General features: G+C 59.1%; 14 protein-coding genes. 6 read left to right on the top strand and 8 right to left on the bottom strand.

The annotated features are described in order from the left end of the window. The first annotated feature begins 45 nt into the window (after positions 1-45). The 4 genes from serA to KUV52_RS17590 all read left to right on the top strand — a co-directional run bounded on the left by serA (position 46) and on the right by KUV52_RS17590 (position 3,939). Positions 46-1,275 carry a phosphoglycerate dehydrogenase gene (gene serA / locus KUV52_RS17605; protein ID WP_222527248.1) on the top strand — a complete coding sequence of 410 codons (1,230 nt, stop codon included), beginning with the start codon at positions 46-48 and terminating at the stop codon, positions 1,273-1,275. 48 nt (positions 1,276-1,323) lie between these two features. Next, positions 1,324-1,854, top strand: coding sequence for a GNAT family N-acetyltransferase (locus tag KUV52_RS17600; RefSeq protein ID WP_222527247.1), 531 nt, complete (start codon positions 1,324-1,326; stop codon positions 1,852-1,854). A 138-nt stretch (positions 1,855-1,992) separates the two neighbouring features. Further along, a complete protein-coding gene (locus KUV52_RS17595; RefSeq protein ID WP_222527246.1) occupies positions 1,993-2,961 on the top strand; it encodes a DUF3187 family protein in 969 nt (322 codons plus the stop codon). A gap of 93 nt (positions 2,962-3,054) precedes the next feature. Continuing rightward, positions 3,055-3,939: a YgfZ/GcvT domain-containing protein gene (locus KUV52_RS17590; protein ID WP_222527245.1), complete on the top strand. Its 885-nt coding sequence runs from the start codon at positions 3,055-3,057 to the stop codon at positions 3,937-3,939. A gap of 56 nt (positions 3,940-3,995) precedes the next feature. Here the strand turns inward: KUV52_RS17590 and KUV52_RS17585 are convergent, their stop codons facing one another. Beyond that, positions 3,996-6,269, bottom strand: coding sequence for an aminotransferase class V-fold PLP-dependent enzyme (locus tag KUV52_RS17585; protein WP_222527244.1), 2,274 nt, complete (start codon positions 6,267-6,269; stop codon positions 3,996-3,998). A gap of 162 nt (positions 6,270-6,431) precedes the next feature. Here KUV52_RS17585 and KUV52_RS17580 point away from each other — a divergent pair, with 162 nt between their 5' ends. Further along, complete coding sequence (locus tag KUV52_RS17580; protein WP_222527243.1) at positions 6,432-6,626, top strand: DUF4250 domain-containing protein; 195 nt, start codon at positions 6,432-6,434, stop codon at positions 6,624-6,626. Between the two features lie 14 nt (positions 6,627-6,640). On the opposite strand, the gene KUV52_RS17575 is transcribed toward KUV52_RS17580, so the two are convergent. From KUV52_RS17575 to KUV52_RS17560, 4 genes are all read right to left on the bottom strand, one after another. Continuing rightward, complete coding sequence (locus tag KUV52_RS17575) at positions 6,641-7,222, bottom strand: glutathione S-transferase N-terminal domain-containing protein (protein WP_222527242.1); 582 nt, start codon at positions 7,220-7,222, stop codon at positions 6,641-6,643. Then, complete coding sequence (locus KUV52_RS17570; protein ID WP_222527241.1) at positions 7,219-7,962, bottom strand: ferredoxin--NADP reductase; 744 nt, start codon at positions 7,960-7,962, stop codon at positions 7,219-7,221. The genes KUV52_RS17575 and KUV52_RS17570 overlap by 4 nt, the downstream gene beginning before the upstream one ends. 264 nt (positions 7,963-8,226) lie before the next feature. Continuing rightward, a complete protein-coding gene (locus KUV52_RS17565) occupies positions 8,227-9,486 on the bottom strand; it encodes a dicarboxylate/amino acid:cation symporter (protein WP_222527240.1) in 1,260 nt (419 codons plus the stop codon). Positions 9,487-9,962: 476 nt separating this feature from the next. Then, positions 9,963-11,597 carry a VRR-NUC domain-containing protein gene (locus tag KUV52_RS17560; RefSeq protein ID WP_222527239.1) on the bottom strand — a complete coding sequence of 545 codons (1,635 nt, stop codon included), beginning with the start codon at positions 11,595-11,597 and terminating at the stop codon, positions 9,963-9,965. A 95-nt stretch (positions 11,598-11,692) separates the two neighbouring features. On the opposite strand from KUV52_RS17560, the gene KUV52_RS17555 reads away from it, so the two are divergent. Next, a complete protein-coding gene (locus tag KUV52_RS17555) occupies positions 11,693-12,214 on the top strand; it encodes an NUDIX domain-containing protein (RefSeq protein ID WP_222527238.1) in 522 nt (173 codons plus the stop codon). A 97-nt stretch (positions 12,215-12,311) separates the two neighbouring features. Here KUV52_RS17555 and lysS read toward each other — a convergent pair whose 3' ends face one another. The 3 genes from lysS to KUV52_RS17540 all read right to left on the bottom strand — a co-directional run bounded on the left by lysS (position 12,312) and on the right by KUV52_RS17540 (position 16,385). Then, entirely contained in the window at positions 12,312-13,793 is a 1,482-nt protein-coding gene (gene lysS, locus KUV52_RS17550) for a lysine--tRNA ligase (RefSeq protein ID WP_222527237.1), read from the bottom strand. A gap of 12 nt (positions 13,794-13,805) precedes the next feature. Continuing rightward, positions 13,806-14,904 (bottom strand): peptide chain release factor 2 gene (prfB, locus tag KUV52_RS17545; RefSeq protein WP_222527236.1). Its coding sequence is split into 2 segments (ribosomal slippage): positions 13,806-14,828 and positions 14,830-14,904, totalling 1,098 coding nucleotides; the frame shifts between segments, so codons are not numbered across the junction. Between the two features lie 134 nt (positions 14,905-15,038). Further along, a complete protein-coding gene (locus KUV52_RS17540; RefSeq protein ID WP_222527235.1) occupies positions 15,039-16,385 on the bottom strand; it encodes a sodium:glutamate symporter in 1,347 nt (448 codons plus the stop codon). Between the last annotated feature and the right edge of the window lie 51 nt (positions 16,386-16,436).

The following is a 16,436-nucleotide window of genomic DNA, read 5'->3' as shown; positions in this document are numbered from 1 at the left end:
TTTGATATGCTGTTTCCCCCATTTTCAGGACGCATTAGGGAAGTCATGGATCAGCTCTCATTCGATAAAAACAAACTTAAGGTACTGCTGCTTGAAGGGGTACACCCCCTGGCAGAGAAGGTGTTTTCTGACGCCGGCTACACCCAGGTTGAGTCGTTGAAGGGTTCCCTGTCCGAGTCGGAGCTGATTGAAAAGATCCGTGACGTTCACTTTATCGGTATCCGCTCCCGCACCCAGCTCAGCGCCCAGGTGCTGGAGGCCGCAGAGAAGCTGGTGGCGATCGGCTGTTTCTGCATCGGCACCAACCAGGTCAGCCTGCATACCGCCGAGCTGGCCGGCATTCCCGTGTTCAATGCCCCCTTCTCCAATACCCGTTCCGTCGCCGAACTGGTGCTGGGTGAAATCCTGCTGCTGCTCCGTGGCATCCCGCAAAAGAACGCACTGGCGCATCGGGGCGTCTGGCTCAAGTCCGCCTCTCACAGCTTTGAGGCCCGTGGCAAGGTGCTGGGCATCATCGGCTATGGCCATATCGGCACTCAGTTGGGGGTGTTGGCAGAAGGCCTGGGGATGCGCGTTAAGTTTTACGACATTGAAAACAAACTGCCGCTGGGGAACGCCCAGCAAGTGCCGACACTGGACGCCCTGCTGAGTGAAGCGGATGTGGTGAGCCTGCATGTGCCGGAGAACCTCTCCACCAAGGACATGATTGGTGAGCGCGAACTGGCCACCATGAAGCCGGGCAGCATTCTGATCAATGCCGCCCGGGGCACCGTGGTGGTGATCGACGCCCTCTGCCAAAGCCTGCGCAACGGCCATCTGGCGGGCGCTGCCATCGATGTGTTCCCGGTGGAGCCCAAGTCCAACGACGATCCTTTTGTCAGCCCGCTGACCGAGTTCGACAACGTCATTCTCACTCCGCACGTCGGCGGCTCCACTCAGGAGGCCCAGGCCAACATCGGGCTGGAGGTGGCTTCCAAAATGGTGAAGTACTCCGATAACGGCTCTACGCTGTCTGCCGTTAACTTCCCCGAGGTCTCCCTGCCCGGCCATGCGGGCACCTCACGTCTGCTGCACATCCACCGCAACCAGCCCGGCATTCTGATCCAGATTAACCAGGCCTTTGCAGAAAAGGGGATCAACATCTCCGCGCAGTACCTGCAAACCACCGCTGAAATTGGCTACGTGGTGATGGACGTGGATACCGATCAGGCGGACCAGGCACTGGAGCAGATGAAGCGGATCCCAGGCACCATCCGGGCCCGACTGCTCCACTAAAGCGAGCACTAGGCCGGCGCAAGCCGGCCTTTTTACAGGACGTACCGCATGACCATTCTGATCGATACCCCCCGACTGCAGATGCGGGAGTTCACCCTTGACGATGCCGAAGCGGTTCTGGCTTTCTCCATCCCGGAGGTCACCCGCTACACCGGCGATGAGGGTACGGTGCAAACCCTTGACGACGCCCGGCGCATCATCCGCGAGATCTGGCTGAGGGAGTATCAGGAAAACGGCTATGCCCGCTACGCGCTGGTCCATAAAGCCGATAACCGGGTGATTGGCTTCTGTGGTCTGAAATTTGAGCCTCACCTGGGCGGCCCGGATCTGGGCTATCGCATGCTTCCGGAGTACTGGGGGCAAGGTCTTGGGCTGGAGGCCGCCAAAGCCGCCCTGGAGTACGGCCAGCAAGTCTTGAAGCTTGACCCCATCTACGCGGAAGTGGTGGAGGAGAACCACGCCTCCCGGCGCATACTTGAGAAACTGGGGATGGTTTGGCAGACGCAATATGAAGAGGACGGAGAGCAGATTCACCGCTACCGAACGCCAAAACCGTCGACAAGTTCAATGCCTGGCTAAGTTGTTCGCATCCGGCTTAACCGAATCTGACTGCCGGTCAAAGTCATTGGGTTCAGAGTCAAACTTGGGATCTCTCCGCCTGTGCTGCCTGGTAATGGCATGAAATACTTCGGTTAAATCCATTGCACTGTTTTTGTTATGAACATCGCCTTTCGAGCCTGGGCACTGCTGCTCGTCCCCCTTTCTGCGGGCGTCTCTGCCAACGTCGATTACGGCCCGCTGTGGGTAAAAGCCCAATCCCCCATGCAAGCGCAGAGTTTTACCCCGATGATGCGCAATGCGGAACAGCTTAAAGCGGGTGATTGGGCCTACACCCTCAGCGGTACTGTCGCCAGTGTCTGGGCCGAAACGCCGGATTACATGATGGACTACTACCACAACAGCGTGGATCTGGGCGTGCGATACGCCCCGGCCGAGCGTTGGGAGGTAGAGCTCGCTTATCAATACCGCTTTGCCGCAGATAATGGCCTCGACAATCTGACAATGAACTTCCATGACCTTTTTGGACTGGGTCAGAATGGTCGGGACAAGGTGCCACAGGATCGCTTCTACATCGCCTCGGAGAAGTACGGGGTACTGCTGGAAGATTTCGAGGGGGAGACCCTGACCAACATGGTCTCCGGTTATCTCGGCTACCAGTGGATTGACCAGGCCCGGCATGCTCTTTCCACCGGTGTCGGATTGGCTTATAACCATGTCGACAGCGGCCCCTTTGCCCTCCACAGCTTTGAACAACTGCTGCAAGCCAACTACCGTTATGCCCCCTCCGAGCGTCACCGCCTCTACCTGACCCTCGGCGCCAGCCACCGGGGTATCGAGGACACCATCGGTGGCATTGGCATTAACGACTGGGCGTACATGTATGGCTTGGCCTACCAGTACCGTTTTCTTCCCAACCACAGCCTGCTGCTGGAATACCATGGTTTTAGTGGCGAGACCGACGAGATAGAGGAGTTGGACAGCATCAGTCATGAGGTGCTGCTGGGTTACCGCTACCACCTCCGCGAGGGCGCAATCGAATTCACCATGATTGAGAACATCTTCAATATGGACAACAGCACCGACATCGCATTCACCCTGGCGTACCGGGGACGGATAAGCCACTGAGGATTCACCGCCCAGCAATTGACCAGTCAGCACTGTTCATTTGTCACCACGGGAGTACAATCCGGTCCATCGCTTTGTAATCGGTGACACCCAATGTCCATTGAAATCGCTCCGACTCTTGTCCCCCTCTCCAGCCTGGGTGTGATCCGTGCCATCGGCCCGGACACGCAATCCTATCTGCAGGGCCAGCTGACCTGTAACCTGGTCAAGCTGCCACAAGACCAGTGGACCTGGGGCGGTCATTGCGATCCCAAGGGCAAGTTGATTGCCGCTTTCCGCCTGACCCGCATCGAAGATGGCGTTCTGATGCTGATGCCGAAAGGGCAGCTTAATCAGGACCTTCCCGCGCTGAACAAGTACGCCGTGTTCAATAAGGTGGAGATCAGTGACGCCAGCGCCGAATACGATTGCTACGGTCTGGTGGGCCAGGGCGCTCTGGCGCTGCTGCCCGGTGAAGGCGCCGTTCGCGATCTGGCCCCCGGCCAGGCAATCATCGACGGTGACCGTGCCCTGCTGGTGCTGCCCAAGGGCAGCGCCCTGCCGGAAGCGCTGGCCACCCTGCCCCAGGAGGCAGAGTCACTCTGGATCGCCAGCGAGATCCTGGCTGTCCGCCCCTGGTTTGATGAATCCCTCTGCCTCGAGTTCGTCCCGCAGATGCTGAATCTGGATGCCATCGGTGGCATTCAGTACGACAAGGGTTGCTACATCGGCCAGGAGACCGTGGCGCGCATGCACTTCCGTGGCGGCAACAAACGCGCCCTGTACGCCCTGATCGGTTTGCCTTCTGAGGGTGAATTGCAGATGCAGTTGGGTGAGAACTGGCGCCGCGCCGGCACCGTTGTGGCCCAGGCAGAGTGGGCGGGACAGTTGTATGTCACTGCCGTGATGAGCAAAGAGTTGGAAGCGGACACCGCATTCCGCCTCGGTGACAGCGCGATGGCGCTGCAGCCTCGCCCCTACCCGCTGTTCGACCAGTAAGAGGTCAGACAGAAACAAAAAAGCGCGGCCAGGCCGCGCTTTTTTTATGGGTGCCCTTAACTGAGAGCATGTCCACCGGCGACATGAAGGATGTTATTGATCCCCAGCCGGCGAAGGCTCTGTGACGCCAGCAGGCTGCGGCTGCCACTGCGACAGATCAGCACCACCGGATCACTGTCCAGACGATAACGCTGCTGTGCCATAAAGTTCACCAGACGGGAAAGCGGCACGTTGTCCGCGCCCTGAGTCGGGCTGAGTGCAAACTCGTGGGGCTCACGAATATCCAGCACCGACATCCGCCGTCCCTCGCTACGCCACTGGCAAAGCTCCTGACCACTGAGTTCAGCCACTGCAACGGAGGTTTGTGTCGGCGTCGCGCCGCACATCAGTTCGGTGCCCGGCTGATCGCACAGGCCCCGGTCCAGCTCAGCTTTGGCGCTCAGAAACGCCTCCTCTGCCATCCCCCCGGAAAGCACCTGAGCCAGCAGGCCGCCCTCCCGTTGCTCCGCCGCCAGCGACGTCGCAAACTGATGGTGGTAGTCGTGCGAGGGGCAGATCAGGGTATCCGGGCTTAACCAGACACTCAGTTGATTGAGACTGTGATAAAGCGCCTGAGGTTGGCTGTTGCTGAAGTTGGTCCGACCCAGGCTGCCCATCAGAATGGTGTCGCCACAGAAGGCGAAATCCAGATCTTCGCTCAACAGGGTGTCGCCCTCATTGCGGCTGAGAAACAGCCCCACAGAATCATCGGTATGGCCGGGCAGCGGCACCCGCACCAGCACACTCTCTCCCAACACCAGAGCAGGCATCACCTGGCCATCCGCCAGGGTCCGGCGACTGCCACAGGCGTTGGGCCAACCCAACGCATCGACTTCCATCAGAAACGGCGGGATCCGATCCGACAGTGCCTCACGCAACGCCACGCCACTGGAGACGTGATCGGCGTGACCGTGAGTGTCCAGAATCGCCACCGGCGTCAGATCCTGGCAGCGGATCAATCGCTCAAGTCGTTCGTTAAGACTGTCGACCGGATCCACCACCACACAGTGATCGCTGTCGGGATCCACGTACAACCAGCAGCAGCTGCTGCCCGCTTTAAACTGGATCAGCCCCTTCAGGCCAAACTTCTCGGCGTCATGTTCACTCTCCAGCAGGCAGCTGGTGGCCAGGGCGGACACCGCGGTGTCGATCCGCTCGCAGACCGCCTTCAGCTCCGGTGCCGTCATGGCAGGGCCAAACGACAGACGAATGGCGGACTCGCTCTGCCAGGCTGGCAAACCCATGGCATCCAGCACAAAGCTGCGGGTCACTTTGGAAGAACAGGCAGAGCCGGAGCTGACCCGGATACCGGCGGCATCAAACAGATCCATCAACTCCTTACTGGAGAAGCCGGGCACGGAAAAGTTGAGGGTAGTGGGCACCGAACAGCTGTGGTCCTGGTTAAACACCAGATCGGGAAACACGCGGGTCAGCGTGGCCACCAACTGGGCCCGATAGTCCAGCAAAGTGGCATGATCGGCAAAGGTGCTGTCATCCGCCAGCATCAGCCCAAACAGCACCTCCAGTGCCGCAATACCAGCCCCATTCTCAGTCCCGCTGCGCAGGCCCCCCTCCTGGCCGCCACCGGCAATCACCGGAGTCAGGCCGGCTCCCTCGCGAACATACAACCAGCCGATCCCCTTGGGGGCATACAGCTTATGACCGCTGAACGGGGCGTAATCGATGGTGGTGCTGGACAGGGCAAGCGGCAGCTTTCCCAACGCCTGCACGCAATCCACCATCCAGGGTACCTGTGGGTTGCCGGTGCGGATCACCTGTTCCAGCGCCCGCAGGTCCTGAAAACAGCCGGTCTCGTTATTAACCGCCATGGTACAGACCATCAGAGCCCGGTCGACATGCGCGGCGATAAAGTCCAGATCCAAACGCCCGCGATGATCCACCGGTATGGCCCGAACCTCCGCCGGAACATCAAGCAACCGAGCCCAATGTTTCAGCGTCTCTGGCACCGCTTTGTGCTCAGTCGCGCCGTAGAGCAACAGGGGCTTCTCCGGCATCGGACGACGCTTCGCGCTTTGCAGTGCTGAGATCACAGCGGTCTGAATCCCCTCCGTGGCGCCGCTGGTGAAGATCACCTCGCCGTTCTCAGCTCCCATTACCTGACGAGCCAACGCGCGAGTCCGCTCCATTCTGGCCTTGGCCCGGATCCCGGTGACATGGGAGGAGCTGGGGTTACCAAACTCCTGAGTCAGCGCGGTCATCACTGCGTCGGCGATGGGAGGCAACACCACAGTAGTGGCATTGCTATCGAGATAAAATTCCTGCTGAGACATCGAGAACTCCGTGGGCGAGGGGAAACCCTTAATAACTTTAAGGAATATAAAATTCCACAAAGAAATATTAACCCGAGGTTAGTTCAATGTGAACCCCGTCACATCTGGACCCACCAGCACTACCCTTATTGGGATCAGCGACGCGGCATTAAGGAGGGCAATATGGAGATCCTGAACGCGCAAGAGATGGACCCTGCGATCCTGCTGGGCATCGTTAATGAGCGGCTGAGGCTGGGTCATGGGGATCTGACCGATCTGGCGGCCGAATTCGGTATTGGCAGCATAGAGCTGGAAGCGCGATTGGCGGAGTTGGGTTTTCACTACCAACCCGATACCAATCAATTTAAAGCGCGGTGAGAGCCCGTCCTGTGTCAGGCAGGGCGGGTTGCGGCAGTGGCGGCATCCTGCTGACGCGCCAGCCAGGTCACCAGGTCCGGGTGGCGGGCTCGCCAATCAAAATCGGGATGGCGGAAATCCAGGTACTCCAGCAGTGCCACCAGTTTCAACGGTAGCAGGCTGGGGACGGGCCAGGTGCCTGGCGCCACCTGGGTTAACCCCTGGGTCAGAGCCTGACGGTGCCGGGCGCACCAAAAGGGTGACTGAGTCCCCTCCCCCCTACGGGTCTCTTCCACCCGAAGGGCGACGGCAGCATCCAGCAGCCCCTGCAGCAGCGCGTTGTCCCGTGCCAGCGCCCACTCGTCCTCACAGGCACGGTGGTAACGCCCATCACCAAAGCGGGCATCCAGGTATCGCGCAATCACCGCGCTGTCGTAGAGCGCCCCCTCCTCTCCCACCAGGCAAGGGATCTTGCCCAGCGGGTTGATGCGGCGAAGGGCCTCATCCTGCTCAAAGGGATTGACCTCAATCTCCTCTACCCCTGCCACCCCAAGCTGTCGCCAAAGCAGGCGGACCACCCGGGCATAGGGCGAGGCATCGGAGTAGAACAGTTTCACCAATACTTCTCCATGGTGATCTGTCCCGGGGTGCGGCGCAGATTCTTACGCAACCCCATCCCCTCCAGCACCGCGACGGTGTCCCGAATCATGTCGGGATTCCCGCAGATCAGCGTCTGACTTCGGGCAGGCGCAATGGGAAGATCCGCCGCTTGCTGAATGGATTGATTGGCCAGCAGTTCCGGGATCCGTCCCTGCAGTGCCCCCTCTACGGCTTCACGACTGACAATGGGCACGAACCTGAACTGTTTCGGGTGGGCCTCTGCCATCTCCTTGATCATCTCCAGATACGCCAAATCCTTCTCATAGCGGACGGCGTACACCAGGATGAAGGTTTCGTAGCGTTCCCAGCAATCCTGGCTGTTGAGGATGGAGAGAAACGGGCCCACTGCCGTACCGGTAGCGAACATCCACAACTCCCGGCCAGCAGGCACCTCATCCAGAGTAAGAAAGCCACTGGGACGTGGGCTGACCATGATGTTGTCCCCCACGGTGAGATCCTGCAATCTGGGGGAGAGTTCGCCCTCCTCCACCGCCACCGCCAGGAACTCCAGGTATTCCGCTTCAGGGGCATTCACAAAGGAGTAGGCCCGCTGCACCCGCTCTCCGCCCTGCTCCAAAGCCAGCTTGGTAAACTGACCCGCGACAAAGGGCTGCACGTCGGCATCTACCTTGAGACTGAACAGCTTGTCGTTCCAGTCGATACGCTCGACCACACGACCTTGAACCCATGCACTCATGCCATCTCCCTCTGGTCAAAAAGTGAACCTGATGACCAGCATACCCCCGTCAACCTGAAAGAAAAACCCTGCATAAATCACGCATTTGTCAACTTGGTCAGACCCTTATTTTTCCCCGCTCTCAGCTCACACATTAAGAGGTGCCTAGGCCGAGGAACCTCGCTTCGTTATATAGCGTTCGGATAACTCAGCGAGCATAGGATCAAAAAACGCCCTCCAACCAGAGGGCGGGAGGGCGCTTTAACGAGAACGGGCGATTCCGGCTCAGGAGGCCTGCTGTTGGGCCTCGGCTTCAGCAAACTTGGCTTCGCTCTTATCGACGATGGTCACCACCGCCGCATCACCCACGACGTTGGCGGAGGTCACGAACATGTCGATAATGCGATCCACGGCGATCACCAGGGCAAACGCGGTTTCCGCAGGCAGACCCATCTGGTGAATCAGCACACCGATCATCACAGCGCCGCCACCAGGCACACCACCCGCACCAACGGAGAGCAGGAAGACGGAGGCGACCAGAGCCGGCAACTGCTCCATGCCCAGGGGCACATCAAAGGCGTTGGCCAGGAACACCGCAGCGATGGTGATGTAGATGGATACACCACCCATGTTCATGGTGGCCCCCAGCGGTACACCAAAGCCTGCGGTGGCTTTGGACACACCCAGCTTCTGGGTCAGGGTGCGCATGGTCACCGGGATGGTGGCATTGGAGCTGGCGCAGGAGAGGGAGAACATCACCTGCTCACGCGTCTGGCGACGGAACTCCGCGGCGCTGATGTTGGTGAACGCCCCAACCGCCATGGGGTAAACCACGAACAGCCACACAATCAGCAGACTGACGATCAGCCCGATGTAACCGGCTACAGAGAGGAATGTTGAGGCTTCCAGGGTGGCGCCCAGGTTCACCATCAGACCGAAAACGCCATAAGGTGCCAGCTTCATCACCAGGGTGATCAGGGTCATCATGATGGTATTGGCCTTACGGAAGCCTTCCGCTACCCCTTCCATCTCTTTGCCCAGCAGCTTGATCACAAAGCCCAGCAGCAGCGCCATAAAGATGATCTGCAGCATATTGCCCGAGGCAAAGGCTTCAATCGGGTTGCGGGGGATGATGTCCATGATCAGGCCACTGATACTGGGCAGCTCGGTGGCGGTGATCGCCAGGTCGCCGACGTGGGGCAGATCCGCACCACGACCCGGCTGAAGGATCAGAGCGATGGCCAGCGCGACCGAGATCGCCACCAGGGTGTTGATCAGGTAGAGACCAAAGGTTTTTCCACCCAATCGGCCGAGACTGTTGGCATTGGGCAGTTCGGTGATGCCGCTGATGATGGAAACAAACACCAGTGGCACAACCAGCATCATGATCAGGTTAACGAACATGGAGCCGGCCATAGAGGCCAGACCAACCACGGTGTCATTGAAAAACGGCAGGTCAGCGAGAAAGGCCTGGATCACCACGCCGATCAGCAAACCGGAGAACAGACCGGTGAAGATCTTCTTGGATAGGGAAGTTGATTGCATAGTCAGTGTCGCTTGGCTGGGTGTGCTTCGGTACCCTCAGGCACCCCGTGCTGGCTTATGCCAGTCTTCTCTGATGCCAGTGGAGTCTACTGGGGTTTTTTATGTAAAAACAGCGTCAGAACTTTACAGACAAGCAAAGCAGCACACCACAAATCAAACAATGCACAACCCTTTTCACTGCAAAAGTGACTAACAGCAGCAATTTGCGCCATCCATTAGCGCCAGGACAGCCCAACACCCCATTTGTGACACAGATCACACAGGGACATTGGCGACAGTTCCCCACCAGACCAAAAGGAAAAGCCAGCACATACAACCGCACCAACAACCACAGATGGAGCATTATTTCAGAAAATGCACACGAGGCAGCTCACGAAACCAATCGGAACACCATGCAGGCGCACAAATGTTGCCGCGCCGTTACCGTGCGGGCCGCGATCACCAAACATTCTCGCAACAAGGCGACATTGCGCACGCTATTTGTGTTCGGCCCGCCTCACCCAAAGCAATCGATTGCTCACGCCTATCCGGGACAATTCCGTCAGCCAGCGCTGCTGATGGTCTCGCAGAGTATCGCCGGGTCCCTTGACCTCGATAAGAGACAAGCCATCGTCGTTAACGGCCAGCAGATCAGGCTGTCCAGAGCGTCGGGCCTTCAGATCCCCCATCAGATAGGCCACCAACTGCAACCACTGCGTCGGTGACAGCCGGGGAATGGCGGCTTTCAGGGCCGCTTCCGGCAACCGGTTCCACTGCACCAGGGCACAACGTATTCCCTGATACTTTTGGTAGCGTGCCAACAGCGAAGCTTCAAACCGCTCCGGAGAGTAGCTTCGCCATAGGGCCAACTCGTTGTCTAACTGAGTCCGGCGTCGGGGCAGGAAGTCAGGATGGTAGAGATCCAGAGGGCGATGTTGAAATGGCTGAACAAAGGCGCCGGTAATGGGCGCGTGTATCACCGGCCAGAGCAGCAGCCCGGCAACCCCGTTAATCAGCGCATTCTCCGTATGCCAAACCTGTGCCCCTTCACCACGAAGCACTTCCGACACCGCCTCTTCCACCGGCCCGTGCCACTGCAAGGTACGGTGCTCAGTATCGGGCCTTGGGGAGTCGGCTTTGGCCTTCGGTATCCAGAGATGGCGAGCCAGACGCCCCAGAAAACGCCGGGCAACCACCCGCTCCTGCTCCGATTGCGGCAACGCTTGCATCGCCAACGCAGTAGACAGCGCACGGGCATGATCACCACGGGCAAAATAGAGACGCAGGCGACGTTCCCGCGCTTCCCCATACTGGCATCCCTGATAGAGAGACAGGGCGATCTCCTCCTCTCCTTCCCGTTCATACTGACGGGCCAGAGTAAACGCGTGGCGTTGGCGCTGACGCTCGAGTTTGGCCTCAGTGTCCGGGACTCGTAACCGCGCTGCCCACTCGGTTCCATCGATCTCCCCGGTGGCCCAGGACTGAGCCAGGCGCTCCCGCTCCTGATAGCGGATAACCGAGTCGGCGTGTTGAAACGGGAATGAAGTTGGGGTCAAAGGCACTTCGGGGTAACGCACATGCGCCAGCGTCGCCACCACAAACTCGCTGAGGCTTTGATGCAGATTGCCAAAGAACAGCAACTGCAACCGTTCAACCAATGCCTCCTGCTTCTGAAAGACCAGTTGAAACGGTGCGTCAGGCCACCACGCAGAAAAAGGCTGAGGAGTCAGCTCGGACTCCTGCAGGTTGGCCAGAAGCGCCCCCTTGGAGGGACGCCCCTCCAGATAGGGCCGTAATGCGGAAAGTGCCCTAAGCTCTCCCAGCAGCAGCAACCGTCCAAGCTCGGTAACGGGCACTTCCGCATCCAGCATCACCATCTCCGCTTCTTCCAGCACTCTGAGGTGAGGCAGAGGATCACCGATCTCCTCATAGCGCAGCTTATCGGAGCGGAAGCCCGTTCCTTTTCGGGTCAACAGTCGGACATAGAGGCACTGCGCTCGTGGGGTCAGTGCCTCGAAGCGCGCCAGAAAATCCGACAGCTCAGGATCGATCAAATGAGCCCGGTAGCGCTGAACAAAATCGATAAGAAAACGGAAGTTGCGGCGGTAATAGTCCGGAGCCAGTGGCAGCATGAGCCCTCCTTGTGCCCGGAGTGTAGCATGGCCCCTCTGGCTCCCAGTGGCGCAAATCCGTACAATCCCCCGCTTTCCCCCTGAAGAGAGTGTCCATGAACCTGATCCAGACGCTGATCCACCCTGACGCCATTGAGCAGGGCACGGAGTACACCCGGTTGTCCGTCAGAGCGTTGATTGCCAAAGACGATCAGGTGTTGCTGCTCTATACCGAGCGCTATGACGATTACAGTCTGCCGGGGGGCGGCGTGGATGCAGGAGAATCCCTTGAGGCGGCACTGCTTCGGGAAGTCGCCGAGGAGACCGGCGCCCAGGGATTGCGCATTCTCGCGGAGTTCGGTCTGGTTGAGGAGCTGCGCCCCTGGTACAAGCCGGATTTCGATAACGTCCGGATGCTCTCCTACTGCTACCTTTGTGACGCTGAGACGGCGCTGGGCGAAACCGCACTGGAGCACTATGAGGTGGCCAATGGCATGACACCGCGCTGGGTACCGCTTGCTGAGGCGATCGCCCACAACGAAGCGGTGATGGCGGGCAGTCCGAAAGCGGGTCTCTCCATCCTGCGGGAAACCTGGCTCCTGAAACAATTGCAGCGTCACCAGCAACTGGCCGCCTGATCCCAAAGCGCTCCGCCAAGGTTGACTCACCGAGACTCCGGCCAAGTTCCAGGCACAAAAAAGCCCGCTTTCGCGGGCTTTTTTCATGATTCAGCGCTTACGCCTGGGGGCGCATAGCGGGGAACAGAATCACGTCACGGATGGTATGGCTGTCGGTAAACAGCATCACCAGACGATCGATACCGATGCCCTGACCGGCAGTCGGCGGCAGGCCGTGCTCCAGAGCGGTCACGTAGTCACCGTCGTAGAACATCGCTTCATCATCACCCGCATCCTTCGCCTTCACCTGGTCCAGGAAGCGCTGCTTCTGGTCAGCGGCGTCGTTCAACTCGGAGAAGCCGTTGGCGATCTCTCGGCCACCAACGAAGAACTCGAAGCGGTCGGTGATCTCCGGGTTGTCGTCGTTACGACGAGCCAGCGGAGAGACTTCTGCCGGGTACTCAGTGATGAAGGTCGGCTGGATCAGACGGTGCTCAGCGGTCTCTTCAAAGATCTCGGTGATCACACGGCCCAGGCCCCAGGAGGGCTGAACCTCGATCTTCAGGTCCTTGGCCACTTCGCAAGCGGTCTCGTAGCTGCCCAGCATCTCGAGCGTCACTTCCGGGTTGTACTTGAGGATCGCCTCACGCATGGACATGCGGGCAAACGGCGCGCCGAAATCGAACTCCTCTTCGCCGTATTTCACCTTGCTGGTGCCCAGCACCTGCTCAGTAACGGTGCGCAGCATGTCTTCGGTCAGATCCATCAGGTCACGATAGTCCGCGTACGCCATGTAGAACTCCATCATGGTGAACTCGGGGTTGTGACGCGGGGAGAGACCTTCGTTACGGAAGTTGCGGTTGATCTCGAATACGCGATCGAAGCCGCCCACCACCAGACGTTTCAGGTACAGCTCCGGCGCGATGCGCAGGTACATGTCCTGGTCCAGGGCGTTGTGATGGGTGATAAACGGACGGGCAGACGCGCCGCCGGGGATCACCTGCATCATCGGGGTTTCCACTTCCATAAACTCGTGATCGGTCATGTACTGACGGATCGCGGAGATCACTTTGGAGCGAACCTTGAAGGTGTTACGGGACTCTTCGTTAACGATCAGGTCCACGTAACGCTGACGGTAGCGCTGCTCCTGGTCGGTCAGACCGTGGAACTTCTCCGGCAGCGGGCGCAGGGCTTTGGTCAGCAGCTGGTACTCGGCCATATCGACGTAGAGGTCGCCTTTACCGGATTTGTGCAACTGACCCTTCACACCGATGATGTCGCCGATGTCCAGACCACCAATCTCTTTCAGGGCCTGCTGAACGTCTTTGGCAGCGTAAGCCTGAATGCGGCCGGACACGTCCTGGATCGCCAGGAAGGGGCCACGCTTGGCCATGATACGGCCCGCGACGGACACGGTGGTGGCCATCACTTCCAGCTCTTCTTTGGTTTTCTCACCAAACTCCGCCTGCAGATCCGCGGCCTTATGCTCAGGACGCCAATCGTTGGGGTGGCCATTGGCCTTGCAGCTCTGGCGGATCAGATCAAGTTTGCCGCGACGTTCGGCGATCAACTTGTTCTCGTCTTGCACTTGTTCTGTCATCTTCTTCAATCCTTACAGGCCAGACTTGAGGCTGGCCTCGATAAAGCGATCCAGATCCCCGTCCAGCACCGCCTGGGTGTTACGGGTCTCCACGCCGGTACGCAGATCCTTGATGCGGGAATCATCCAGCACGTAGGAACGGATCTGGCTGCCCCAACCGATATCGGACTTAGCGTCCTCGGCGGCCTGCTTCTCCGCGTTCTGTTTCTGCATCTCCAGCTCAAACAGTTTGGCTTTCAACTGTTTCATCGCCTGATCTTTGTTCTTGTGCTGGGAGCGTTCGTTCTGACACTGCACCACGGTGTTGGTGGGCATGTGGGTAATACGTACCGCGGATTCGGTGGTGTTCACGTGCTGACCACCGGCACCGGAAGCCCGGTATACGTCGATACGCAGATCCGCCGGGTTGATCTCGATGTCGATGTTGTCATCCACCTCGGGATAGACGAACGCGGAGGAGAACGACGTATGACGACGACCGCCGGAATCGAACGGGGATTTCCGAACCAGACGGTGTACACCGGTTTCGGTGCGCAGCCAGCCAAAGGCGTACTCGCCGGAGATGCGAACGGTGGCACTCTTCAGGCCCGCCACTTCCCCTTCGGAGACTTCGATGATCTCGGTCTTGAAGCCCTTGGCTTCGGCCCAGCGCAGGTACATGCGCAGCAGGATGTTGCACCAGTCCTGCGCTTCGGTACCGCCGGAGCCTGCCTGCAGATCCAGGTAGGCGTCGTTGGGGTCCTGAGGACCAGAGAACATACGGCGGAACTCCAGCTTCTCCAGCTGCTCTTCCAGCCCTTTGAGTTCGCTCTTGGCCTCCTCAAAGCTCTCTTCGTCCTGCTCTTCCACGGCCAGATCCAGCAGTTCGCTGACGTCGTCCAGACCCTGAACCAGATCGTCGATGGTTTTCACCACCGCTTCCAGATTGCTGCGCTCACGGCCCAGCTCCTGGGCGCGCTCGGGTTCATTCCAGACGTCGGGCTGCTCCAGCTCCGCGTTTACTTCTTCCAGACGCTCTTGCTTGGCGTCGTAGTCAAAGGTACCCCCTAAGGAGTTCTGTCCGCTCAGACAGCCCCTTGATGCTGTTCAGCACCGGATTGATTTCGAACATGTTCGTCCTGCTACTTAATTAACAAACGAGGTGGGAATTCAAACCCGAAATTGTACCTGAATTGCCTTACCGCTGCACGGCTGAAAAACGGCCAATTCCGGGTTTTTTCCGCATCAAACCGCCCCGGTCGGCGGTCAGGCCACTGCCGGTGCCATACGTCCTTGTCGCCGCAGGATAAAGCGCCACATCACCAGGATGCCCAGCAGGTAAAACAACATGCCCGTGATCGCCTCAAAGGCCATCCCTTTCATCATCAGAATCGGCACCAGGGAGATCATCACCATATCCACAACCGAGCCGGGCACATAGGCGATGGCGTAGTCATCCAGCACTCTGGAGCGCATCTTGGGATCGACAATACGCAGCAGCGCAATCCCCATTCCTACGGTGCCGGTGAGCCAGCCCCAGGAGAACACCGCTTTTTCGAACCAGTTCTCGCCAAGCAGGCGGGGCGCCACCAGCAACACCATCACCAGGTTGAACAGGATGCCCAGCAGCACCATCACAATCAGCGGTGCGGCGTAATTCATCAGAATGGTCACCTTGATGGCCGCAATGCCGAATACCACCAGAAAGTCACTGGCGGTACCGGTACAGTGGCCAAAGATCTTGTCGTCGAAGTAGACCTTGCCACCCAGCCTTTTCAGCACACCACGGGCGGTCAGGCCAAAGGCAAAGGCGGTAACAAAGGCGGGCACTTTTACCAGTTCATGGAAGCCTGAGAGGTAAACGGCAGCGTGGTAGGCCAGCACAGACACCGCTACCAGCAAAGCGGCGTGCATCGCCAGTGCATCGATGGAGATGGACGCGGCCGTTTCCCGCCCCAGATGCCCCTGCTCTCCGGCGGGAACCAGGCCACGACGGGCGGTGCGGCTCATCGATTCAAAGCGGGCAAAATCCTGGATCCAGCCCTTTCTCAGCCCCAGATGAATCAACAGCAGCCCCACCAGGATGGAGGCAAAAATGCCCACGGTGGCGGTGGTCAGCGCCAGCGTCAGAGCATCCTCCCAGCCCAGGCCCCCCAAGGATTCGCCCACCACGACTCCAGTGCCGTGTCCGCCCATAAAGCCAGCGGACAGCACCAGGCCGAACGCAGGACTCAAGCCGGGCCAGATGACGGTAGCCAGCAGCAGCCCCGCTGCCGCACAGAACGCCCACTGACCGACGTTGGCCAGTTGGTTAAAGGTCCAGAGGCTGCCACAGCGCTGAACCAGGGTTCGGGCAGAGGGGAAATCAGTCGCCAACCCGAGGGAGGCAAACAGCACCACGGTCAGAATGCTGGCATTGCTGGCAAACTGCTCACTCCATGGAAGCAGGTCCAGTCCTGCCGAGCCCAACAGCAGCGCCAGCAGGCCTGCAATCAATGCCGCAGGAAGGTAGAGCTTTTGAAACAGGGTCACGTGGGCACGCAGCAGCTTGCCTGACAGCAGCAGGCCACCGGCGATGCCAAAATCGGTAAACAGCTCCCAATTGCTGATCATTCAAAGGCTCCTCTTACCGCAGGAGTGAGCCCACTCCTGCACAACCAGGTA

The organism is Ferrimonas balearica, from assembly GCF_019802055.1.
GTDB lineage: Bacteria > Pseudomonadota > Gammaproteobacteria > Enterobacterales > Shewanellaceae > Ferrimonas > Ferrimonas balearica_A.
The sequence above is the reverse complement of the archived record's forward strand: the minus strand, read 5'-3'. Positions and strand labels throughout refer to the sequence as shown.

Coding starts and splice junctions, on each gene's coding strand:
- serA (WP_222527248.1), top strand. CDS start 46: ATGGATCAGCTCTCATTCGATAAAAACAAACTTAAGGTACTGCTGCTT.
- KUV52_RS17600 (WP_222527247.1), top strand. CDS start 1,324: ATGACCATTCTGATCGATACCCCCCGACTGCAGATGCGGGAGTTCACC.
- KUV52_RS17595 (WP_222527246.1), top strand. CDS start 1,993: ATGAACATCGCCTTTCGAGCCTGGGCACTGCTGCTCGTCCCCCTTTCT.
- KUV52_RS17590 (WP_222527245.1), top strand. CDS start 3,055: ATGTCCATTGAAATCGCTCCGACTCTTGTCCCCCTCTCCAGCCTGGGT.
- KUV52_RS17585 (WP_222527244.1), bottom strand. CDS start 6,269: ATGTCTCAGCAGGAATTTTATCTCGATAGCAATGCCACTACTGTGGTG.
- KUV52_RS17580 (WP_222527243.1), top strand. CDS start 6,432: ATGGAGATCCTGAACGCGCAAGAGATGGACCCTGCGATCCTGCTGGGC.
- KUV52_RS17570 (WP_222527241.1), bottom strand. CDS start 7,962: ATGAGTGCATGGGTTCAAGGTCGTGTGGTCGAGCGTATCGACTGGAAC.
- KUV52_RS17565 (WP_222527240.1), bottom strand. CDS start 9,486: ATGCAATCAACTTCCCTATCCAAGAAGATCTTCACCGGTCTGTTCTCC.
- KUV52_RS17560 (WP_222527239.1), bottom strand. CDS start 11,597: ATGCTGCCACTGGCTCCGGACTATTACCGCCGCAACTTCCGTTTTCTT.
- KUV52_RS17555 (WP_222527238.1), top strand. CDS start 11,693: ATGAACCTGATCCAGACGCTGATCCACCCTGACGCCATTGAGCAGGGC.
- lysS (WP_222527237.1), bottom strand. CDS start 13,793: ATGACAGAACAAGTGCAAGACGAGAACAAGTTGATCGCCGAACGTCGC.
- KUV52_RS17540 (WP_222527235.1), bottom strand. CDS start 16,385: ATGATCAGCAATTGGGAGCTGTTTACCGATTTTGGCATCGCCGGTGGC.